21 protein-coding genes and 1 tRNA gene are annotated in these 20,491 nt (G+C 59.9%); 16 read left to right on the top strand and 6 right to left on the bottom strand.

Features of this window, described 5'->3' with window-relative positions:
* Positions 1-11 precede the first annotated feature (11 nt).
* From GXM22_RS13300 to GXM22_RS13270, 7 genes are all read left to right on the top strand, one after another.
* The gene (locus GXM22_RS13300; RefSeq protein ID WP_005934887.1) at positions 12-959 is read left to right on the top strand and encodes a DUF1385 domain-containing protein; all 948 of its coding nucleotides are present in this window, start codon (positions 12-14) and stop codon (positions 957-959) included.
* Positions 953-1,804 carry a peptide chain release factor N(5)-glutamine methyltransferase gene (gene prmC / locus GXM22_RS13295; RefSeq protein WP_005934886.1) on the top strand — a complete coding sequence of 284 codons (852 nt, stop codon included), beginning with the start codon at positions 953-955 and terminating at the stop codon, positions 1,802-1,804. Before GXM22_RS13300 ends, prmC begins: the two co-directional genes overlap by 7 nt.
* Before the next feature lie 126 nt (positions 1,805-1,930).
* Positions 1,931-3,112, top strand: coding sequence for a recombinase RecA (gene recA, locus GXM22_RS13290; protein ID WP_082210798.1), 1,182 nt, complete (start codon positions 1,931-1,933; stop codon positions 3,110-3,112).
* The gene (locus GXM22_RS13285; RefSeq protein WP_005934884.1) at positions 3,113-3,625 is read left to right on the top strand and encodes a regulatory protein RecX; all 513 of its coding nucleotides are present in this window, start codon (positions 3,113-3,115) and stop codon (positions 3,623-3,625) included.
* Positions 3,626-3,816: 191 nt separating this feature from the next.
* A complete protein-coding gene (rimO, locus tag GXM22_RS13280) occupies positions 3,817-5,142 on the top strand; it encodes a 30S ribosomal protein S12 methylthiotransferase RimO (RefSeq protein WP_005934883.1) in 1,326 nt (441 codons plus the stop codon).
* An 18-nt stretch (positions 5,143-5,160) separates the two neighbouring features.
* Entirely contained in the window at positions 5,161-5,751 is a 591-nt protein-coding gene (gene pgsA, locus GXM22_RS13275) for a CDP-diacylglycerol--glycerol-3-phosphate 3-phosphatidyltransferase (RefSeq protein WP_005934882.1), read from the top strand.
* Complete coding sequence (locus GXM22_RS13270; RefSeq protein WP_005934880.1) at positions 5,748-6,410, top strand: hypothetical protein; 663 nt, start codon at positions 5,748-5,750, stop codon at positions 6,408-6,410. Before pgsA ends, GXM22_RS13270 begins: the two co-directional genes overlap by 4 nt.
* A 55-nt stretch (positions 6,411-6,465) precedes the next feature.
* On the opposite strand, the gene asnA is transcribed toward GXM22_RS13270, so the two are convergent.
* Positions 6,466-7,479, bottom strand: a complete 1,014-nt coding sequence (gene asnA, locus GXM22_RS13265) for an aspartate--ammonia ligase (protein ID WP_005934879.1) — start codon at positions 7,477-7,479, stop codon at positions 6,466-6,468.
* Positions 7,480-7,616: 137 nt separating this feature from the next.
* On the bottom strand, positions 7,617-7,985 hold the full coding sequence (locus GXM22_RS13260) for a RidA family protein (RefSeq protein WP_005934878.1): 369 nt from the start codon (positions 7,983-7,985) through the stop codon (positions 7,617-7,619).
* Between the two features lie 190 nt (positions 7,986-8,175).
* On the opposite strand from GXM22_RS13260, the gene GXM22_RS13255 reads away from it, so the two are divergent.
* Together GXM22_RS13255 and rny are read left to right on the top strand one after the other, a co-directional pair.
* A complete protein-coding gene (locus tag GXM22_RS13255; protein ID WP_005934877.1) occupies positions 8,176-9,936 on the top strand; it encodes a tyrosine-protein phosphatase in 1,761 nt (586 codons plus the stop codon).
* 330 nt (positions 9,937-10,266) lie between these two features.
* A complete protein-coding gene (gene rny / locus GXM22_RS13250) occupies positions 10,267-11,838 on the top strand; it encodes a ribonuclease Y (protein ID WP_005934875.1) in 1,572 nt (523 codons plus the stop codon).
* A gap of 223 nt (positions 11,839-12,061) precedes the next feature.
* Here the strand turns inward: rny and GXM22_RS13245 are convergent, their stop codons facing one another.
* The 4 genes from GXM22_RS13245 to GXM22_RS13230 form a co-directional block, all read right to left on the bottom strand.
* Positions 12,062-12,553 carry a GNAT family N-acetyltransferase gene (locus tag GXM22_RS13245; protein ID WP_005934874.1) on the bottom strand — a complete coding sequence of 164 codons (492 nt, stop codon included), beginning with the start codon at positions 12,551-12,553 and terminating at the stop codon, positions 12,062-12,064.
* A gap of 249 nt (positions 12,554-12,802) precedes the next feature.
* Complete coding sequence (locus GXM22_RS13240; protein ID WP_005934872.1) at positions 12,803-13,255, bottom strand: VOC family protein; 453 nt, start codon at positions 13,253-13,255, stop codon at positions 12,803-12,805.
* 247 nt (positions 13,256-13,502) lie between these two features.
* Positions 13,503-13,943, bottom strand: a complete 441-nt coding sequence (locus GXM22_RS13235) for a hypothetical protein (RefSeq protein WP_005934870.1) — start codon at positions 13,941-13,943, stop codon at positions 13,503-13,505.
* A 117-nt stretch (positions 13,944-14,060) separates the two neighbouring features.
* Positions 14,061-14,133 (bottom strand) — tRNA-Val (locus GXM22_RS13230).
* A 223-nt stretch (positions 14,134-14,356) separates the two neighbouring features.
* Here GXM22_RS13230 and ruvC point away from each other — a divergent pair.
* The 7 genes from ruvC to GXM22_RS13195 all read left to right on the top strand — a co-directional run bounded on the left by ruvC (position 14,357) and on the right by GXM22_RS13195 (position 20,446).
* Entirely contained in the window at positions 14,357-14,869 is a 513-nt protein-coding gene (gene ruvC, locus GXM22_RS13225) for a crossover junction endodeoxyribonuclease RuvC (RefSeq protein WP_005934868.1), read from the top strand.
* 176 nt (positions 14,870-15,045) lie between these two features.
* On the top strand, positions 15,046-15,654 hold the full coding sequence (gene ruvA, locus GXM22_RS13220) for a Holliday junction branch migration protein RuvA (RefSeq protein ID WP_005934867.1): 609 nt from the start codon (positions 15,046-15,048) through the stop codon (positions 15,652-15,654).
* 3 nt (positions 15,655-15,657) lie between these two features.
* A complete protein-coding gene (gene ruvB / locus GXM22_RS13215; RefSeq protein WP_005934866.1) occupies positions 15,658-16,713 on the top strand; it encodes a Holliday junction branch migration DNA helicase RuvB in 1,056 nt (351 codons plus the stop codon).
* 29 nt (positions 16,714-16,742) lie between these two features.
* Positions 16,743-17,618, top strand: a complete 876-nt coding sequence (locus GXM22_RS13210; protein WP_005934865.1) for a class I SAM-dependent methyltransferase — start codon at positions 16,743-16,745, stop codon at positions 17,616-17,618.
* Between the two features lie 243 nt (positions 17,619-17,861).
* Positions 17,862-18,701, top strand: coding sequence for an energy-coupling factor transporter ATPase (locus GXM22_RS13205; protein ID WP_005934864.1), 840 nt, complete (start codon positions 17,862-17,864; stop codon positions 18,699-18,701).
* Between the two features lie 15 nt (positions 18,702-18,716).
* A complete protein-coding gene (locus GXM22_RS13200; protein WP_005934863.1) occupies positions 18,717-19,637 on the top strand; it encodes an energy-coupling factor transporter ATPase in 921 nt (306 codons plus the stop codon).
* The gene (locus GXM22_RS13195) at positions 19,631-20,446 is read left to right on the top strand and encodes an energy-coupling factor transporter transmembrane component T family protein (RefSeq protein WP_005934862.1); all 816 of its coding nucleotides are present in this window, start codon (positions 19,631-19,633) and stop codon (positions 20,444-20,446) included. Before GXM22_RS13200 ends, GXM22_RS13195 begins: the two co-directional genes overlap by 7 nt.
* Positions 20,447-20,491 lie beyond the last annotated feature (45 nt).

Below are 20,491 nucleotides of genomic sequence, written 5' to 3'. Positions count from 1 at the left end.
TAGGAGAGCCAATGAATCAACCGAACAAGGAACGCTTCAAGACGAGTGTGGGCGGGCAGGCCCTGATGGAGGGCATTATGATGCGGGGCCCGAAAAACATCTGCTGTGCCGTCCGCAAGCCCGATGGCACCATTGAGACCAAGGTCGAACCAACCCCTGCTCACGGCGTGTGGACGAAGATCCCGCTGGTGCGGGGAGCCATCTCGATGATCGAGAGCCTGATCATGGGATACAAGTACATGATGTACTCGGCACAGGTGAGCATGGGGGACGACTACGACCCCGCCGAAGAGGAGACCGCCTTTGAAAAATGGGTGGGTGACCATCTGGGCAAAAAGGCCGAAGATATCATGTTGGCGGCAGCTGCCGTGATCGGCGGGCTGTTTGCCATCCTGCTCTTCACTGTTCTGCCCACGGTGCTGGTGGGTGGCCTGAACCATCTGGTGCCGCTGGGCCGCTGGGCCAAGGTGGTGCTGGAGGCGGTGCTCAAGGTCGCCATCTTCCTGACCTACATGGCCGCCATCTCCCGGATGAAGGAGATCCACCGGGTGTTCGAGTACCACGGAGCAGAGCACAAGACCATTGCCTGCTACGAGGCTGGAGACCCCCTCACGGTGGAGAATGTCCGCAAATATACCCGCTTCCACCCCCGGTGCGGCACCAGCTTTTTGATTTTGGTGGTCATCGTCAGCGTGTTCCTGTACAGCGTGCTGCCCTGGTCCAGCACCAGCCTGCGGGTGGTGTTCAAACTGCTGCTCCTGCCGCTGGTCATGGGCATCAGCTACGAGCTGCTCAAGTGGTGCGGCCGGTCGGACAATATTGCCACCCGCATCATCCGGCAGCCCGGCATCTGGGTGCAGCATCTGACCGTGTTTGAGCCGGACGACAGCATGATCGAGGTGGCCATTGCCGCCGTCACGCCGGTCCTGCCCGAGGACCCGGAGGACGGCAGATGGTAACCGCAGGGATGCTGCCCCGGGCAGCAGTCCGGGAGGTGGAGGCACGCCTGCGCGCCGCAGGCTGCCCCGACGCGGATTTTGACGCGGCCGAGCTCTTCCGGCTGGCAGCGGGCGGGGATGCCCGCCTTGCCGATGCTCCGCTGGGCGCAGAGCAGGCCGAGCGGCTGGAAGCCCTGACGGCCCGCCGCGCGGCCCGGGAGCCTTTGCAGTACCTTTGCGGCAGCTGGCCCTTCCTCGACTTTGAGCTGGCTGTCGGCCCCGGCGTGCTCTGCCCCCGGGCCGATACTGAGGTGGTGGCCGAAGCCGCCGCCGGAATGCTGGCTGGGGTGGAGGCACCCCGGGTGCTCGACCTCTGCGCCGGCACGGGCTGTTTGGGGCTGGGCGTGAAGCGCTTCTGCCCGGCGGCACAGGTCACCAGTCTGGAGAAGAGCCCTGCGGCATACCGCTATCTGGAGCAGAACGCCCATCTCTCCCCGGTACTGACCATCACCCCGGTGCAGGGGGATCTGTTCACCTACTGGCAGACCCTGCCGGAGGGGCAGCTCGACCTCATTGTGTCGAACCCGCCTTACCTGACCGCCGCCGAGATGGGCGCGCTGCAGCCCGAGGTGGCGCAGGAGCCTGCCATGGCGCTGGAAGCGGGGGAGGATGGGCTGGTATTTTACCGCGCCATTGCGGAACACTACCAGAAAGTTCTGCGCCCCGGCGGTGCCCTTGCCCTGGAGATCGGCTGGCAGCAGCGGGAAGCTGTAACGGCCCTGCTTGCCGCCAACGGGTGGACGGATATCGTGTGCAGAAAAGACTTTGGCGGCAATGACCGCTGTGTGATGGCGAGAAAACAATAAAAATATCTACAACTTCCTGTTGTAATATCTGTAAAATGTGTTATACTAGTACCGAAAGAATTGGAATGCCCGCGCCTGCGTTTGGCCGCACCGCGCCGGGAACAGATGACAAAGGAGCATGACACTATGGCAAAAAATCAGAACAACAACGTTGCCCCGGCGACCCAGAAGACCGATCCCGGTGCCAAGAAGGATGCGCTGGCCACGGCACTGGCCCAGATCGAGAAGCAGTTCGGCAAGGGCGCTGTGATGAAGCTGGGCGACAACGCCGCCATGCAGGTGGATGCCATCTCGACCGGCAGCATCGGCCTGGATCTGGCACTGGGCGTGGGCGGTGTGCCCCGGGGCCGCATCATTGAGGTGTACGGCCCTGAATCCAGTGGTAAGACCACGCTGGCCCTGCATGTTCTGGCCGAAGCCCAGAAGAAGGGCGGCGATGTTGCCTTCATCGACGTGGAGCACGCGCTGGACCCTGTGTATGCCGAGGCGCTGGGTGTGGACATCAACAACCTGCTGGTCAGCCAGCCCGATACCGGTGAGCAGGCCATGGAGATCTGCGAGGCGCTGGTGCGCTCCGGTGCCATTGATGCCATCGTTGTGGACTCTGTTGCCGCCATGGTGCCCCGCGCCGAGATCGAGGGTGAGATGGGCGACAGCCATGTGGGCCTGCAGGCCCGCCTGATGAGCCAGGCCATGCGCAAGCTGACCAGCGTCATCGGCAAGACCAACACCGTCTGCATCTTCATCAACCAGCTGCGTGAAAAGGTCGGCGTGGTCTACGGCAACCCCGAGGTCACCACCGGCGGCCGCGCCCTGAAGTATTATTCCTCTGTCCGCATCGATATCCGCCGCGTGGAGGGACTGAAGGATTCTTCCGGCCAGTTCATCGGCAACCATACCCGCGCCAAGATCGTCAAGAACAAGGTGGCTCCTCCGTTCCGTGAGGCGGAGTTCGACATCATGTTCGGCGAGGGCATCTCCAAGATGAGTGAGCTCATCGATCTGGGTGTCAAGCTGGGCATCGTTCAGAAGAGCGGTGCATGGTTCAACTACGGCGATATCCGCCTGGGTCAGGGCCGCGACAATGCCAAGCAGTTCCTGCGCGATAACCCCGAGATCGCCAACGATATCGAGGGTCAGGTGCGCGCCAATGCCGACAAGCTCTATGCCACCCGCCGCCCGGGGGGCAAGGCTGCTGCCGCCCCTGCAGAGGGGGAACCGGCAGCTCCTGCCACAGCAAAGGAGCCGGTGGTCAAGGCTCCCGCCCGCAGCAGCGAGAGTGAGCTGGATATCATGGTGGAAGAGTAAATGGCCTTTTACAGCCGTGGCCGCCGCCCGCTGGCCGAAGAGGAAAAATCTACCGATGCCGCCAAGGCCCGCACCCGGGCCATGGAGCTGCTGGCCGGGCAGGAGCTTTCCTCTGGCCAGCTGTATGAGCGGCTGAACCGCCGCTATACCCAGCAGACCAGTGCCGCCGTGGTGGCAGAGATGGTGCAGCGGGAGTATATCAACGATGCCCGCTATGCCGAGACCTGTGCCCACGCCCTGCTGGCGGCAAAAAAGAGCCGCCGCGCCGCTGCCCAGAATCTGCGGCAGAAGGGTCTGGCCGCAGGCGAGATCCAGCAGGCGCTGGATGCTGTTTACACCCCCGATGCTTCCGGCGAGGACCCGGAGCTGGAGGCCGCCGCCGCTCTGGTGGAAGGGCATTACCGCAAAAAGCTGGAAGCGGGCCGCAGGGATCTGGTCATTGCGGCCCTGCAGCGGCGGGGATTTTCGTATTCCATCATTAAGGAAGCCATTCGGCGAATCGAAGAGGAATAAGTGATCCGTTGTATAACCTCTCAGTCTCGCATCCGCTCGACAGCTCCCCTAGTAGGGGAGCCCTTGGCAAAACGGGAAACTTCTCCCTTACTGCCAAGGCCTCTCCTACTAGGAGAGGTGGCATTGCGAAGCAATGACGGAGAGGTTATACAACGGAGATTTGACAAACAGGAAAGAGAGTATCCCTTTTTATGAAAATTGCATGTATTTCCCTTGGCTGCCCCAAGAACCAGGTCGATCTGGACGTGATGGTGCACATCCTGCTTTCGGCCGGTCACGAGACGGTGGCCGATCTGGGTGAAGCCGATGTTATTCTGGTCAACACCTGCGGCTTTATCGAGAGCGCCAAGACCGAGGCCATTGAGAACATTCTGGAGGCCTGCGCCTACAAGCAGCAGAACCCGGAGCTGAAGGTCATCGTCACCGGCTGCCTGGCCGAGCGTTACCGCAGCCAGATCGAGGAGGAGATCCCCGAGGTGGATGCTGTGGTGGGCTGTGCCTCCAACAAGGCCATTGACACCATCGTGGCCCGCCTGTTCCACGGTGAGAACCATCTGGAAAGCTACGGTGCCAAAAAGGACTTCCCGCTGGGCGGCAAGCGTGTCATCGGCACGCCTGCCCACTATGCGTACTTAAAGATCGCAGAGGGCTGCAACAACCGCTGCCACTACTGCGCCATCCCCGGCATCCGCGGCCCGCTGCACAGCCGCGATCTGGCCGACTGCGTGGCCGAGGCCCGCTGGCTGGCCGGTGAGGGCGTGAAGGAGCTGATCGTGGTGGCCCAGGACCCCACCGCCTATGGCGAGGACTGGGGCAAGCCCGGCAGCATCTGTGAGCTGCTGGACAAGCTGAACAAGGTGCCGGGCCTTGAGTGGATCCGCATCATGTACGCCTACCCGGAGCGCATCACCGATGACTTTATTGCCGCCATGAAGCGGAACGAGAAGGTGGTGCCTTACCTTGACCTGCCCATCCAGCACTGCAACGATACCATCCTCAAAAACATGAACCGCCGCTCCACCCGTGCGGAGCTGCTGGAGGTCATCGGCAAGCTGCGCCGGGAGATCCCCGGCATCACCCTGCGCACCACCCTGATCGCAGGCTTCCCCGGCGAGACCGAGGAGCAGTTCGAGGACCTGTGCAACTTCGTCAAGGAGGTCAGATTTGACCGTCTGGGCTGTTTTGCCTATTCTGCCGAGGAGAACACCGTGGCCGCAAAGATGGACGGCCAGATCGATCAGGAGACCAAGGACCGGCGCGCTGAGCTGGTGATGCAGATCCAGACCGGCATCATGGCCCAGAAACAGGCCGAAAAGGTGGGCCAGACCGTCCGTGTGCTCTGTGACGGCATCGACGAGGAGAGCGGCCTGTACCTCTGCCGCACCACCGGCGATGCCCCCGAGGTGGACGGCAATGTCTGCGTTTCCAGCGAGGAGCCGCTCTACCCCGGCCAGTTCTATGATGTGCTGGTGGAGGACAGTGACCTTTACGATCTGTATGGCACGGTTGCAAAATAACAAATTGGAGGAATCTATATGAATCTGCCCAATAAGCTCACCCTGACCCGCATCATTCTGGTGCCGGTGTTCATGGTCTTCGTTTCCCTGACCCAGATCGGCACGGAAGATTTCAACCCCACCTGGTATCTGGTGGCGGGCATCATCTTTGCCGCGGCCAGCTTTACCGATTTTCTGGACGGCCATCTGGCCCGCAAGTGGAACATGGTCACCGACTTTGGCAAGTTTGCCGACCCGCTGGCCGACAAGATGCTGACCACCGTGGCCTTCATTTACATGCTGCGGGACGGCGTGTGCAGCCCGGTGGTGCTCTGCATCATCCTGGCCCGTGAGTTTGCCGTGTCCGGTCTGCGGATGGTGGCCGCCGGTGCCAAGGACGGCAAGGTCATCGCCGCCAACATGTGGGGCAAGGTCAAGACCGTGCTGCAGATGCTGACCATCATCTTCTACTACTTCGGCACCGCATTGACCTGGGGCAATTCCGTTATGATAGGCGCTGACTGCGTGTTCCTCTCTTACTGGCTGTGCTGGCTGGTGGCCATTGCCACCGCCATCTCCGGCATCAAGTACCTGTGGGACAACCGCAGCTTCATCAATACCGCAAAATGATCAAGAAGATCGCCATTCTCTGTTCCATTTTCCTGAACCTCTGCATCGTGCGGTGGGAGCCGGTGGCCATCCGGATGACCTGGGAAGCGGTGGGCAGCCAGACCTTCACCTTTTACACCGAGAACTCCAATGTCTTTGCGTTCTTTGTCTGCCTGCTGGTGGCGGTGTGTCAGGTGATCTGTCTGTTCACGGGGCGGCAGCTGCCCCGCTGGGTCAAGACACTCAAGTACATTGCCACCTGCTGCCTGACCATGACCTTCCTGACCGTGGTGTTCGTGCTGGGGCCCTACTGTGCCGACCAGGGCGGCGTGGTATTTCTGCTGACCGAGAGCTCCATGCTCTACCACCACCTGCTCAACCCGCTGTGTGCCTTTGTCTCCTTTGTCCTGCTGGAACGGGAGCCAAAGCTGCCTGCGCGGTGCGTTCCGCTGGCGTTGGTCCCCACGATGCTCTATGGCTCTGTGGCCCTCTGGGCCAATTACCAGCGGCTCATCACCGGGCCTTACCCGTTCCTGCTGGTCTATCAGCAGACCACCCGGCAGACGGTGCTGTGGTGTGCGGCCATCCTGGCCATGAACCTGCTCTATGCCTGGCTTGTCTGGCGGCTGGGCGGGAATCGCCGCAAAAAGAAAAATGTGGGCTTGCTTTTCAGAAGCTGAGATGCAAAAAAGGCTCTCTGCCGGTTTTGGCAGAGAGCCTTTTCTCGTGTTTTGCTTACAGCAGGGGGATCCCGGCCTTTGCGCAGGCCGCGCGGGTGGCTTCGTCCCAGACGCTTGCCTGTACTTCGCCGATGTGGGCGCTGCCCAGCAGCAGCATGCACAGACGGCTCTGGCCGATGCCGCCGCCGATGGTGTAGGGCAGCTCACCGCTCAGCACTGCCTTGTGGAAAGGCAGGGTGCGGCGGTCGTCACAGCCTGCCATGGTCAGCTGCCGGTCCATGCTCTCGGGGCTGACGCGGATGCCCATGCTGCTCAGCTCGTAGCTGCACTGCAGGGGCTCGTTCCAGAACAGCAGGTCACCGTTCAGGTCCCAGTCATCGTAGTCGGGGGCGCGGCCATCGTGGGGCTTGCCGCTCTTCAGGGGAGCACCGATCTTCATCAGGAAGGTGGTGCCGTTTTCCTTTACAAAGGCGTTCTCGCGCTCCTTCGGGGTCAGGTCAGGGTACTTGTCCTCCAGCTCCTGGGTGGTGATAAAGGTTACGTTGGGGGTGTGCAGGGGCAGATCCTGCAGCTGGGGGAACATGGCGTGCAGATTCATCTCGGTGGCGCAGACGGCCGACACGATGGAGCGCACCACGTTCTTCAGGTAGGCCTCGCTGCGGTCCTCCTTGCGGATGACCTTCTCCCAGTCCCACTGGTCCACATAAACGGAGTGGAGGTTGTCCAGCTCCTCGTCCCGGCGGATGGCGTTCATGTCGCAGTACAGGCCCTTGCCCACGCGGAAGCCGTAGTCCTTCAGGGCCTTGCGCTTCCACTTTGCCAGCGACTGCACCACCTGTGCCTCAATGCCGCTGTCCCGGATGTCAAAGGTGACCTTGCGTTCCACGCCGTTCAGGTCATCGTTCAGGCCGGTGGAAGCCTCCAGAAACAGCGGAGCCGACACGCGGTAGAGGTTCAGCGTGGCACACAGGGTGTCGGCGAACAGCCGCTTCACGGTGCCGATGGCACGCTGGGTGTCGTACAGGTTCAGCGCGGGTGTGTAGTTCTGCGGGATCATCGTTTTGCTCATAACAGTTTACCCCTCTCTTTCCGTTCTCCGCCGCCGAGTTGCGGCACCGGAACGGCTTTCCCTTTAATACAGTAAATTATGGCACAATTTCAGAGCGTTGTAAAGGGGAGAACGCAAAGCTGGTGCAATTCGGGAGCTTACGCCTCTGCCACGGCCTCGATCTCGCACAGGACACCCTTGGGCAGATCCTTGACGGCAACGCAGCTGCGGGCGGGCTTGGAGGTAAAATACTTTGCGTAGACCTCGTTGAAGGCGGCAAAGTCGGCGATATCGGCCAGGAAGCAGGTGGTCTTGATGACCTTGTCGTAGCCGGAACCGGCGGCTTCCAGGATCGCACCCACGTTCTTGCAGCTCTGCTCGGTCTGGGCGGCGATGCCCTCGAGCACAGTGCCGTCTGCGGGGTTCACAGGGATCTGGCCGGAGGTGTAGACGAAACCGCCTGCGATGAAGCCCTGGGAGTAGGGGCCGATCGCGCCGGGAGCTTTTTCAGTAGCGATGACTTTCATGGAAAATACCTTCTTTCTGTGTGTTTGATGGAGCTTTTCTCTTCGGGGAGAAAAATTCTGCTGCTTGAAGTCTACACCATGCGGCGGGATGTGTCAATCCGGGAGGGACTTTTTGCCCATGCGGCCTTTACAAGCGGGCAAAAAGGCGGTATCCTTAATCTATTGATACACCACCCTTCAGGAGGAACCCATGGATATCCGCCAGCTGCACTATTTTCTGGTTTTGTGCGAAGAAATGAACTATACCCGCGCGTCACAGCGGCTGTTTCTGTCGCGGCAGGCCCTGCGGCAGAGCATCACGGCGCTGGAAGCCGAGCTCTGCGGCCCGCTGTTCGTCAGCGCCCACCACAAGCTCTCGCTCACCGAGCGGGGGCTGAGCTTGCAGCGCCATGCGGCCCCGGTGGTGGAGCAGTTCCAGCAGATGCAGGCGGCCCTCCATGCGGAGATCCAGTCGGCCCAGCCGGTGCGCATCGGCATCAGTGTCTCGCTGGTGCCGGACTACCTGCCCGGGCTGGAGACCCAGCTGGACAAGTTCCGCCAGCAGTACCCCCACATTGAGATGCGGTTCCGCCTGCTGGAAAACGATGCCGTGGCCGATGGTGTGGAGCAGGGCGAGCTGGACGCGGGCCTTGTGATGGATCTGGGCACGGCGGCCCCGGTGCTGGCCCGCACCACCCTGCGGGCCGACCCGGCCTGCCTGCTGGTGCCGCGCGGCCATCCCCTCTGGGAGAAGGAGCGGGTGCCGCTTTCGGCTCTGCGGGGCCAGCGGGTGCTGCTGCCCAGCCTGCGGCAGGATCTGTTCAGCCCCCTGTGGGATGCCTGCGCCAGGGAGGGGTTTGCACCCAACGCGGAGATCGGCCCCAGCTTCTATCAGGCGTACTATCTGGTGCAGGAGCAGCTCTGCACCTGCCTGACCCGCTACGAGCCGGGGGCACGGCGGGAGCTGGACCGGGTGCGTGACGTGCTGCTGGAAGATCTGCCGCCCCTCTGCGTCTCGATGGTGCAGCGGCGCGACCACAACTCGGCCTATCTTGACCTGCTGCGGGGCTACCTGATGGAGGTCATCGGGGGAGCGGCATCCCTGCCGCCCCGGCGGGGCCGCCCGGCAAAGCCCTTCTACAACTTCCCGGTGCTGTCCAGCGCCGCCCCCAAGGCGGCACCGCAGCACCCGGCTCCGGGCACCCAGCTGCCCTTTGCGGGCGGAAACAACTTCCGGGAGCTGGGCGGCTACGAGGCCGACGAGGGCAAGCATGTCAAGTGGGGGCAGATCTACCGCGGCATTCCCACCGGACTGCTGACCGGGGCGGCTGACCGTAAGCTGCTGGACAGCCTGGGCCTGCGGCTCATCCTTGACCTGCGCAGCGAGTCCGAGGCAGCGGAGCAGCCTGACTATGTGCCCGATGGCGCGCGGCTGGTGCGCATCTGCGGGCTTTGCCACCCGGACGGAAGCGAGATCTCCTTCTCTCCCGGGGACATTGAAAAGCTGCTCAAGGGCAAGAAGGATGAGGAGCATAACCTCGCCGATGCCATGTATGAGCAGATGCTCTTCCGCAATAAGGCCTACAAGGAGCTGTTCCGGGCGCTGGAGGCGGGCGAAACGCCGATCCTGTTCCACTGCTCCGGCGGGAAAGACCGCACCGGCGTGGCGGCCATGCTCATCCTGCTGGCGCTGGGCGCTTCCGATGAAACGATCTGTCAGGATTTTGTCCGGACCAATGTCTGCCGCCGCCCGGAGCTGGAAAAAATCTGGGCCGCCCATGCCGAGGAGATCGAGGCGCATCCCGAACAGAAGCAGTTCTATCAGGGCATTGCCGGTGTCCACCCGGAGTCTGCCCCCTTTGTGTTGGACACCATCCGCAAAAAGTACGGCACCACCGATGCCTATCTTGAAGCCGAATACGGCCTGACCCCCGCCCGTCTGATGCGGCTGCGGCGGATGTATCTGGAATAATGGCTGTTTTTTTAGAAAATTCCTTTCACTTTACTTGACATTGTACCAAATGTTTCGTAATATAAGAAGTAGTATGGAATCCATGACGCTGCGTGCAGGGATCTTCCACAACCAAAGTTCAATGGGGCTTCATCTGCCCGTTTTTATATGAAAACCTTGTAGATAAAAAAGCTGCATCAGGCCGCAGGGGCAAACATGCCCTTTTTGTGCGGTGCTGTTGTCTGTTTTGTTGTTGAGAGCTTGATTTTGTATTGTTGACCCACGCCTTGCGCGGCAGCGTCTCCAGATTTTAGTTAATTTTGAACTTTAATTGTAAGGAGAGTGAACACGATGTCCCCGATCATTCTGTTGATCGTGGTCGTGGTTGCTGCTGTTGCTGCCGGCGCGGGTTATTTTATTGGTTACAACAACCGTAAAAAGACTGCCGAGGCACAGATCGGCAGCGCAGAAGCCGAGGCTACCCGCCTGGTGAACGAAGCAATCAAGACCGCTGACCAAAAACGAAAAGAAGCTGTTCTGGAAGCCAAGGATGAGGCTTTCCGTCTGAAAGCCGAGGTCGATGCCCAGAAGGCAGAGGCCGACAAGGAGATCAAGCAGCGCCGTGCTGAGATCAGCCGCCAGGAGAACCGCATTGACCAGAAGGAAAATGCGCTGGACCGCAAGACCGAAGCCCTGGAAAAGAAGGAAGAAGAGCTCAAGAAAAAGCACGAGGAGGCCGACAGCCGCTTGGCTGAGGTGGATGCCATCCGTGCCAAGGAGATGGAGCGCCTGGAGACCCTGGCGGGCCTGAGCCAGGAGGATGCCCGCGAAGTGCTGCTGCACAAGGTGGACGAGGAGCTCACCCACGAGAAGGCTGTCCGTGTGGCTGCCTACGAGACCGACCTGAAGGAAAACTGCGATAACATCGCCCGAAACATGATCGGTCAGGCCATCAGCCGCTGCGCCGCTGACCACTGCAGCGAGACCACCGTCAGCGTGGTGCCCCTGCCCAGCGACGAGATGAAGGGCCGTATCATCGGCCGTGAGGGCCGCAACATCCGCGCGCTGGAAACTGCCACCGGCGTGGATCTTATCATCGACGATACCCCGGAGGCTATCACCCTGTCCTCCTTTGACCAGACCCGCCGCGAGGTTGCCCGCATGACGCTGGAGCGCCTGATCGGTGATGGCCGCATCCACCCCGCCCGCATTGAGGAGACGGTGGAGAAGTGCCGCCACGACCTTGAGCTGCAGATGAAGCGGGAGGGCGAGCGCGCCGTGATGGAACTTGGCATCCACGGCCTGCACCCCGACCTCATCAAGCTCATCGGCCGCCTGAAGTACCGCACCAGCTTTGGCCAGAACGCTCTGACCCACAGCATGGAGGTGGCCTGGCTGGCCGGTCTGCTGGCAGGCGAGATGGGCGTGAACGTCACGCTGGCCCGCCGTGCCGGTCTGCTGCATGATATCGGCAAGGCCCTTGACCACGAGATCGAGGGCAGCCATGTCCAGATCGGTGTGGATATCTGCCGCAAGTACAAGGAAAACACCCAGATCATCCATGCCATTGAGGCCCATCACGGCGACGTGGAGCCCAAGACCCCGCTGGCCTTTATCATTCAGGCCTGCGATGCCATCAGCGCCGCACGTCCCGGTGCCCGCCGCGAGAACGTGGAGAGCTATGTCAAGCGTCTGGAAAATCTGGAGGAGATCTCTTCCAGCTTTGAGGGCGTGGAGCAGGCCTTTGCCGTTCAGGCCGGCCGTGAAGTCCGCATCATGGTCAAGCCCGATGTCATCAGCGATGATCAGGTCATCCTGCTGGCCCGCCAGATCGCCAAGAAGATCGAGGATACCCTCGATTATCCCGGCCAGATCAAGGTCAACGTCATCCGCGAGAGCCGCGCCATCGAGTACGCGAAGTAAGATCAGAACCAGGAGGAGCCCGTTGTGTTCGTACAGCGGGCTCCTTTTTTGTCTGTGAGCCTCTCGGGTGCGTCGTGTCAGATCTCCGGGCAGCCACTACGTCAAGTGCACAGACGCAGAGTTTGCCCAGTGGTGCAGGTAGACCATATCCTCCCAGCAAATGCAAAGCGCCCCCGCTCACCGGTGTTTCCGGCAGGCGGGGGCGCTGCTTTTTGTAGGAAGTTCAGAAGGTCAGCCGCATCTGGTACCACACCACGCCGCCGTGGGTGGAGCCGGAAACGCCTTCGCTGACAAAGCCGAAGCCGGCGTAATAGTGCACGAGCCTGTCCTTGCAGGTGAGCACCAGCCCCCTGCGGCCCTGAGCCTTTGCATCGGCGATGGCCCGGCGGAGCAGCTGCCCGGCCAGGCCCTGCTTCCGGTATTCGGGCAGGGTGTTCACCCCAAAGATCATCTGCCACGCCCCATGGGCATCGTGCAGGGAAGCGTCAGCGTACATCTCGTCTGTCAGGTCGGGGGTATCGGTCACAAAGCCGTCCACAAAGGAGACGAGCTTTTCGTCCTCGAACAGCAGCCAGAAGTGGTCGGCATAATGGGCCAGCCGCCCGGCAAATTCTTCTTTTGTGGCCGCCTCCGCAGCCGGAAAGCAGGCCGCCTCCACGGCAGCAATGGCATCCAGATCTTCAAAGGTGGCAGTACGGATCTTTTGCATAGTCATTCTCCAGAGTTTGATTTGTTGAGCTGAGTATACCACACCATCCCGCAAAGCGCCAGCAAAACAAAAAGAACCACCGATTGAAGCCGATGGTTCTTGTCCTCGGGTGGAGGATGGTCCATCCGGAACTTCACTTCTCAAGCTCCTGCGAGTTTCCGAAGTGCTCTTGTTGGAGCGTGCCTGCCCCAAACCCTGCCAGGAACGAGTATGGCAAACTGGAAGTTGGCAATTTCCTATACCTATAATTTCTTATCAAAGAGGCTGCATCATTTCAAGGATAATACCATCCGGGTCTCTGAAATAAAAAGCTCGACTCTCCCCAAATCCATTTGCTCTAAAGTCGAAATACTGCGGTTCAGATAAGCACTCCACATGATTTTCGATAAGGATATTATAGACAGAATCAATGTCATCCGTATAGAAACATACTTCCGAGATGGATGTCGTAAACAAGTCTGATTGTTCTTTATGGATCTCGCTGTTTACGAACTGAATCAGTTCGACCGGTGGTGCTTCAATAGCCTTAGAGCCATTCAAATAAGCAACTCTTGCTTTGCAATTTGCTCTACGAAACATTTTATCGGTTTCTTTGCCTTCCATAAAAATTTCTCCTTGAAACTCAAGACCAAGGATGTCTCTGTAGAAAGCAATCGAGCGATCCAAATCAGAAACTGTTAATCCAACGTGATAAATTCTTCCAATCATATTTTTATAGCCTCCTGAGAAAATCCCGAGTTGTTGAACTTAGCCGAGTATACCACACCATCCCACAAAGCGCCAGCAAAACAAAAAGAACCACCGATTGAAGTCGATGGTTCTTATCCTCGGGTGGAGGATGGTCCATCCGGGACTTCACTTCTTCAACTCATGTGAGTTGAAGAAGTGCTCTTGTTGGAGCATGCCTGCTCCAAACCCTGCCAGGAACGAGTACGGCAAACTGTAAGTTGTCTGCTTAGTTCATTATTTCAATCATTTGCTCAATAAACCGTTCAGCGTCTTCCATATTATAAGTTTTTTCATTGATGACAACTTTCCCTGATGATGTCGCAAATACACTGTTGATCAGCAAATCATCATCATACACATAAATAGAAAGTGTTTTGTTCCCTAAATCGGATGTAGACCCATTTGAAAATAGTGTACCTACTGTTCTCCTGTAAGTATATTTATCTAACAGAGATAGAATGGCATTCTTTTGGTCTATGGTAATATCCTGGTAATTCACAGAATCAATGTATGCCTCACCATTTTCTACTCCAATCTGGCTGTATATCATTTTCATCTGGTTGTCAGCCTCTGCAACATCTGAAAGTGATAAAGGCTTGAAATATACGATACAGCAAATTAAAAATGCAATCACAATTACTATAGGGCATAACATTTTCTTTTTCATACACAATATCTCCAAATTCCGAGTTGTTGAACTAAGCCGAGTATACCACACCATCCCGCAAAGCGCCAGCAAAACAAAAAGAACCACCGACCGAAGTCGATGGTTCTTTTCCACGAGTGGACGGTACAGGACTCGAACCTGTGACCTCCTGCACGTCAAGCAGATGCTCTACCAGCTGAGCTAACCGTCCATATTCTGTTTGTGCCGCAATCAGCTTGATTATGATATCATACCGCCGGGCAAAAAGCAAGCCCTTTTTTGAAAATTCTGCAAACTTTTTGATGCCTGGTTTGCCGGGAATGGAAAATCAGCCGCCCAGCGCACATTTTGTAAACCGCCCCAAGGTGTTTCCGTTGCCCTGAACGCCGGTTTGTGGTATAATACATTGATTATAATAGGAAAGGTATCGCAGAATGAGAGTTTTGGGCATCGACCCGGGTTACGCCATCGTGGGCTGGGGCGTTTTGGACTATGCGGGCAACCGGTTTGCACCGGTGGATTTCGGGGCCGTGTGCACCGATGCCGGGGTGCCGTTTGAGCAACGGCTGGACGAGGTCTACACCGGCATCCGGGAGGTCATTGAGCGGACACAGCCCGAGGTGCTTGCCATCGAAAAGCTGTTCTACCAGCACAACCAGACCACAGTGATCGGCGTGGCCGAGGCACGCGGGGTTATCCTGCTGGCGGCGGCGCAGGCGGGCATCCCCATCTACGAGTACACCCCCATGCAGGTGAAACAGGCTGTTACCGGCTACGGCAAGGCCGTGAAAAAGCAGGTGCAGGAGATGACCCGCATCCTGCTGCATCTGCCTGCTGTGCCCAAGCCCGATGATACCGCCGATGCACTGGCCATGGCCATCACCTTCTGCCATACCAACGGCAACCAGCTGAACCGCTTTGCAAGAAGGGGCGTTGGGCCGATCTGAGCCCTCTCCGTCAATGCTGCGCATTGCCACCTCTCCCGAAGGGAGAGGCGATCGCGGCTTTTGGCATCAGTGGATGAGTACAGTAGCAGCTGCCCAATTCGATGCTTTGGCTCCCCCTTTGGGGGAGCTGGCGAGCGAATGCGAGACTGAGAGGGGAAGGCTGCTGGAGGAAAACTATGATTTACAGTCTATCCGGAAAAATCATCAAAAAGACCCTGAACGCCGTGGTGGTGAGCTGCGGCGGGGTGGGCTACTATGTACAGTGCCCGACCAGCGTTGCGGGCGCACTGCCCGGGGTGGGCCGGGAAGCCACCCTTTACACCGTGATGAGCGTGGCCGAAAATGACATCAGCCTGTACGGCTTTGCCACCGAGGAGCAGCAGAGCTGCTTTGAGCTGCTGACTGCCGTTTCCGGTGTGGGCCCCAAGGTGGGTCTGGCCATTCTCAGCGTCATGGAGCCTGACCGGGTGGCGCTGGCGATCTCGGCGGGCGACCACAAGGCCTTCAAGGCAGCATCCGGCGTGGGCCCCAAGCTGGCCCAGCGCATCGTGCTGGAACTGAAGGATAAGGTAGCAAAGGGCTTTGTGGATGGCATCAACCTCGAGGATGTGGGCGCGGCCACTGCCGCCCCCGCCGCACAGGGAGCCGGGCAGGCCATTGCGGCGCTGGTGTCGTTGGGGTACAGCCAGAGCGAAGCCGCCCTGGCCGTTTCCAAGATCGACGCAAGCCTTCCCGTGGAAGAAATCATCAAGCTGGCCCTGCGGGGCATGGCAGGCAGGAGGTAATCCATGCAGGACGAAACCGCGCTCTATGGCGCAAAAATGATGCAGCCCGGCTTAACGGCGGCGGACAACGAGGAAAACAGCCTTCGCCCGCAGCATCTGGAGGACTACATCGGACAGGACAAGGTCAAGCAGAACCTGAAAATCTATCTGGAAGCCGCCAAGCGGCGCGGCGAGCCCATGGATCACATCCTGCTCTATGGCCCTCCGGGCCTGGGCAAGACCACGCTGGCGGGCATCATCGCCAACGAGATGGGGGTGCAGATCCGCATCACCAGCGGCCCGGCCATTGAGAAGCCCGGCGACCTTGCCGCCCTGCTGACCAATCTGCAGGAGGGCGATGTGCTCTTCATTGATGAGATCCACCGCCTGTCCCGGCAGGTGGAGGAAGTGCTCTACCCGGCGCTGGAGGATTACGCGCTGGATATTATGATCGGCAAGGGCCCCAGCGCCCAGAGCATCCGGATCAATCTGCCCCGCTTCACGCTGGTGGGCGCTACCACCCGTGCGGGCCAGATCACCGGCCCCCTGCGGGACCGCTTCGGTGTGCTGCTCAAGCTGGAGCTGTACAGCCCCGATGAGCTGAGCCGGATCATCCAGCGCTCGGCGGGCATCCTCGACCAGCCCATCACCCCGGAGGGCGCTTACGAGCTGGCCAAATGCAGCCGGGGCACCCCCCGCGTGGCAAACCGCTTCTTGAAGCGTGTCCGCGACTTTGCCACCGTGCTGGGGGATGGCATCATCGACCGGGATGTTTCCCTGATGAGCCTGAAGCGGATGGACGTGGACGCGCTGGGTCTGGACGAGCTGGACCGCAGCCTGCTCCGCGCCATCATTGAGATGTACAACGGCGGCCCTGTGGGCCTGGAAACGCTGGCGGCGGCGCTGGGCGAGGAGGCCGTGACGCTGGAGGACCTGTGTGAGCCCTACCTGATGCAGATGGGCTTTCTGACCCGCACCCCCCGGGGCCGCTGTGCCACCCGCCTTGCCTATGAGCACCTGGGCCTGAAAGCCCCCGAGACCGGAAGCCCGGAGGACAACGGCCAGCAGAGCCTGTTCTGAGCCGTTTGAAGAGAGAAAGGAGGACGCTTATGCGCCCTGCAGATAGTTGGAAAGATTACGAGCTGCTGGATGCCACCGGCGGCAACCGCCTGGAGCGCTGGGGAGAGACCATCCTCATCCGGCCCGACCCGCAGGTGGTGTGGAAAACCGAGAAGCAGAGCCCGCTCTGGGCCAAGGCCGATGCCATCTACCACCGCTCCAATCAGGGGGGCGGAGAGTGGGAGTACCGCCGCCGTCTGCCTGAGAAGTGGAAGATCTCCTGCGGTGAGGGCGAGGACAAGCTGACCCTCATCGTCAGCCCCACCGGTTTCAAGCACACCGGCGTGTTCCCGGAGCAGGCCGTCAACTGGGCCTGGTACGCCAGAAAGATCCGTGCGGCAGGCCGCCCTGTCAAGGTGCTGAACCTGTTTGGCTACACCGGCGGCGCAACGCTGGCCTGTGCCGCTGCGGGCGCTACTGTCTGCCATGTGGATGCTTCCAAGGGCATCGTAGCGTGGGGCAAGGACAACGCCGTGGCCAGCGGTCTGGCGGACCGGCCCATCCGCTGGCTGGTGGACGACTGCGCCAAGTTCGTGGCCCGGGAAAAGCGCCGGGGCAACACCTACGATGGTATCATCATGGACCCGCCCAGCTACGGCCGCGGCCCCGGCGGCGAGATCTGGAAGCTGGAGGACTGCATCTACGAGCTCATCAGCCAGTGCGAGGAAGTGCTGAGCGATACGCCCCTCTTCTTTGCGGTCAACAGCTACACCACCGGCCTGTCCCCCGCGGTCATGGAGTATATGCTCAAGACCACGCTGGTGCCCCGCTTTGGCGGCAAGACCAGCTGTGATGAGATCGGCCTGCCCGTTTCCGCCACCGGCGGCGTTGTGCCCTGCGGCGCAACGGCCATTTGGGAAGAATGAACTCCCTCAGTCACGGCTGTCGCCGTGCCAGCTCCCTCGGGGAGGGAGCCTTTGGCATGGCGGGAACGTTGACCGTTTGCCGGAAAACTTCTCGGTTGCGCCAGAGGCCCCATCTCAGAGGGGGCTGTCTGCGAAGCAGACTGGGGGAGTGTCCTGACGGCAGCTATTCTGAAAAAATGAAGAAGAACCAAGAATGGGGTACAGCCCTTTTGAGAAGGGCGCACCACCGGAAAGAGAAAACCTATGGAAGAAACGATTTTAACTGCGAAAGATCTGAAGTTCCGCTATGACCCGGAACAGCCGGACTACGCCCTGAACGGCGTGTCGGCTGAGGTGAAGCGGGGCGAATTTGTGGCAGTGCTGGGGGCCAACGGCTGTGGAAAATCCACGCTGGCCAAGCACTTCAACGCCATCCTCCTGCCGGAGAGCGGCACTGTGCTGGTGGAGGGGATGGACACCAAAGACGAGGACAAGATCTACGATATCCGCCAGACCGTGGGCATGGTGTTCCAGAGCCCGGACAACCAGATCGTTGCCACCGTGGTGGAGGAAGATGTCGCCTTTGCGCTGGAAAATCTGGGCGTGCCGCCGGAGGAGATGCGCCGCCGCGTGGATGAAGCGATGAAGATGGCGGGCATCTACGAGTACCGGGAGCGTGCACCCCACAACCTGTCCGGCGGCCAGAAGCAGCGCGTTGCCATTGCGGGCGTGGTCGCCATGCGGCCCGACTGCCTGATCCTGGACGAGGCCACCGCCATGCTTGATCCCCGGGGCCGGGAGCAGGTGATGCAGACCATCCACCATCTGAACAAGAACATGGGAATCACGGTGGTGTCCATCACCCACTATATGGAAGAAGCTGCTCAGGCCGACCGCGTGCTGGTGATGAGCAAGGGCAATGTGGTCATGGAGGGCACCCCAAAAGAGGTGTTCAGCCAGACCGAAAAGGTGCGCGCCCTGCGGCTGGATGTGCCGCAGGCTGCCGAGCTGCGGGATGAGCTGGTCAAGGCCGGCATCCCCATGCCCGAGGGCATCATCGACACCGGCGCGTGCGCACAGGCTCTGTATGAGCTTTTGAAGTAAGGGAGGGGACGGAAGATGGGAAGCATTATCAAAGTAGATCACCTGAGTTATGTCTATAACCCGGGAATGCCCAATGCCGTCACCGCGCTGGATGACGTGAGCTTTGAGGTGGAAGAGGGAGACTTTGTGGGCATCATCGGTGCCACCGGCTCCGGCAAGAGCACCCTCATCACCCACATGAACGGCCTGAACAAGCCCACCAGCGGCCACATCATCATCGATGGCCGTGACCTGTGGGCCGAGCCGGAAAAGATCCGGGAATTCCGTTTCCTCACCGGTCTGGTGTTCCAGTACCCGGAGTACCAGCTGTTTGAGGAGACCTGCTATAAGGATATCGCCTTTGGCCCCAGAAACATGGGGCTGGACGAGGCCGAGATCGACAGGCGGGTGCATGAAGCAGCGGACTTTGTCGGCCTGGATGAGGCGCTGCTGCAGCGCAGCCCCTTTGAGCTGTCCGGCGGCCAGAAGCGCCGGGTGGCCGTGGCGGGTGTGATGGCCATGAAGCCCCGCATTCTGGTGCTGGATGAGCCTGCCGCCGGTCTGGACCCCGAGGGCCGGGACGAGATCCTGTCTGAGGTCAAGGAGTACCACAAAAAGACCGGCACCACCGTGCTGCTGGTCTCCCACAGCATGGAGGATATTGCCAAGTACGCCGACCGTGTGCTGGTGATGAGCAACAAGAAGATCGCCATGTACGACACCGTGGAGAACGTGTTTGCCCGTGCGCCCGAGCTGCTGGCGCTGGGCCTGAGCGTGCCGCAGGTCACAAAGATCTTCCTCAAGCTGCGGGAGATGGGGGTGGATGTCCCGGCGGATGTTTACACCGTGCCCTATGCCGTCAAGATGATTTTGGAAGCCAAGAAGCGCCGGGACGCAGGCGAAAGCCTTGTGCTGCCCCGTGTGGATGCAAAGAAGGGGGGCGCTGCCACATGCTGAGAGATATCACCATCGGCCAGCACTTCCCGGGCGACAGCCTTGTGCATAAGTTCGATCCCCGCATGAAGCTGGTGCTGACCATCGTCTACATCATCCTGCTGTTTGCCGCGTCCAACCCGCTGGGCCTGACGCTGTCCCTTGTGTTCCTTGTGGCCATGTACGGCGTGGCAAAGATCCCCTTCAAGCTGATCACCAAGAGCCTGAAGCCCATTTTGCCCATCATCCTCTTTACCGCGGTGCTCAACCTCTTCTTTGTTTCGGGCGAGGGCGAGCCGCTGGTGCACTTCTGGGTGCTGAACATCTACGCCGAGGGCCTGCGCTATGCCATCCTGATGGCGGTGCGCGTGATGGCACTGATCGCAGGCACCAGCCTGCTGACCTATACCACCAGCCCCATTGTGCTGACAGATGCCATCGAGCAGCTGCTCAAGCCTTTGGGCAGGCTGCACTTCCCGGTGCATGAGCTGGCCATGATGATGAGCATTGCCCTGCGCTTTATTCCAACCCTGATCGAAGAGACCGACAAGATCATGAACGCCCAGAAAGCCCGCGGTGCCATGCTGGACAACGGCTCCATGATGGAGCGTGTCAAGGCGCTGGTGCCGGTGCTCATCCCGCTGTTCATTTCGGCCTTCCGCCGCGCCGATGAGCTGGCCATGGCCATGGAGTGCCGCTGCTACCGCGGCGGTGATGGCCGCACCCGCCTGAAGGTGCTGCGCTGCACCCGGCAGGATTATATCGATCTGGCGGTGTGCATCGTCTGCTTTATGGTGATCCTGAGCTCGAGACTGGTGTTCCCGAATTTTTAAAAACTCCCCCAGTCGCCTGCGGCGACAGCCCCCTCGAGGAGGGGG

It is taken from the genome of Faecalibacterium duncaniae, from assembly GCF_010509575.1.
In the GTDB taxonomy this organism is placed as follows: Bacteria; Bacillota; Clostridia; order Oscillospirales; family Ruminococcaceae; genus Faecalibacterium; species Faecalibacterium duncaniae.
This window is presented reverse-complemented; position numbering and strand designations above follow the sequence as displayed.

Coding starts and splice junctions, on each gene's coding strand:
- GXM22_RS13300 (WP_005934887.1), top strand. CDS start 12: ATGAATCAACCGAACAAGGAACGCTTCAAGACGAGTGTGGGCGGGCAG.
- prmC (WP_005934886.1), top strand. CDS start 953: ATGGTAACCGCAGGGATGCTGCCCCGGGCAGCAGTCCGGGAGGTGGAG.
- recA (WP_082210798.1), top strand. CDS start 1,931: ATGGCAAAAAATCAGAACAACAACGTTGCCCCGGCGACCCAGAAGACC.
- GXM22_RS13285 (WP_005934884.1), top strand. CDS start 3,113: ATGGCCTTTTACAGCCGTGGCCGCCGCCCGCTGGCCGAAGAGGAAAAA.
- rimO (WP_005934883.1), top strand. CDS start 3,817: ATGAAAATTGCATGTATTTCCCTTGGCTGCCCCAAGAACCAGGTCGAT.
- pgsA (WP_005934882.1), top strand. CDS start 5,161: ATGAATCTGCCCAATAAGCTCACCCTGACCCGCATCATTCTGGTGCCG.
- GXM22_RS13270 (WP_005934880.1), top strand. CDS start 5,748: ATGATCAAGAAGATCGCCATTCTCTGTTCCATTTTCCTGAACCTCTGC.
- asnA (WP_005934879.1), bottom strand. CDS start 7,479: ATGAGCAAAACGATGATCCCGCAGAACTACACACCCGCGCTGAACCTG.
- GXM22_RS13260 (WP_005934878.1), bottom strand. CDS start 7,985: ATGAAAGTCATCGCTACTGAAAAAGCTCCCGGCGCGATCGGCCCCTAC.
- GXM22_RS13255 (WP_005934877.1), top strand. CDS start 8,176: ATGGATATCCGCCAGCTGCACTATTTTCTGGTTTTGTGCGAAGAAATG.
- rny (WP_005934875.1), top strand. CDS start 10,267: ATGTCCCCGATCATTCTGTTGATCGTGGTCGTGGTTGCTGCTGTTGCT.
- GXM22_RS13245 (WP_005934874.1), bottom strand. CDS start 12,553: ATGACTATGCAAAAGATCCGTACTGCCACCTTTGAAGATCTGGATGCC.
- GXM22_RS13240 (WP_005934872.1), bottom strand. CDS start 13,255: ATGATTGGAAGAATTTATCACGTTGGATTAACAGTTTCTGATTTGGAT.
- GXM22_RS13235 (WP_005934870.1), bottom strand. CDS start 13,943: ATGAAAAAGAAAATGTTATGCCCTATAGTAATTGTGATTGCATTTTTA.
- ruvC (WP_005934868.1), top strand. CDS start 14,357: ATGAGAGTTTTGGGCATCGACCCGGGTTACGCCATCGTGGGCTGGGGC.
- ruvA (WP_005934867.1), top strand. CDS start 15,046: ATGATTTACAGTCTATCCGGAAAAATCATCAAAAAGACCCTGAACGCC.
- ruvB (WP_005934866.1), top strand. CDS start 15,658: ATGCAGGACGAAACCGCGCTCTATGGCGCAAAAATGATGCAGCCCGGC.
- GXM22_RS13210 (WP_005934865.1), top strand. CDS start 16,743: ATGCGCCCTGCAGATAGTTGGAAAGATTACGAGCTGCTGGATGCCACC.
- GXM22_RS13205 (WP_005934864.1), top strand. CDS start 17,862: ATGGAAGAAACGATTTTAACTGCGAAAGATCTGAAGTTCCGCTATGAC.
- GXM22_RS13200 (WP_005934863.1), top strand. CDS start 18,717: ATGGGAAGCATTATCAAAGTAGATCACCTGAGTTATGTCTATAACCCG.
- GXM22_RS13195 (WP_005934862.1), top strand. CDS start 19,631: ATGCTGAGAGATATCACCATCGGCCAGCACTTCCCGGGCGACAGCCTT.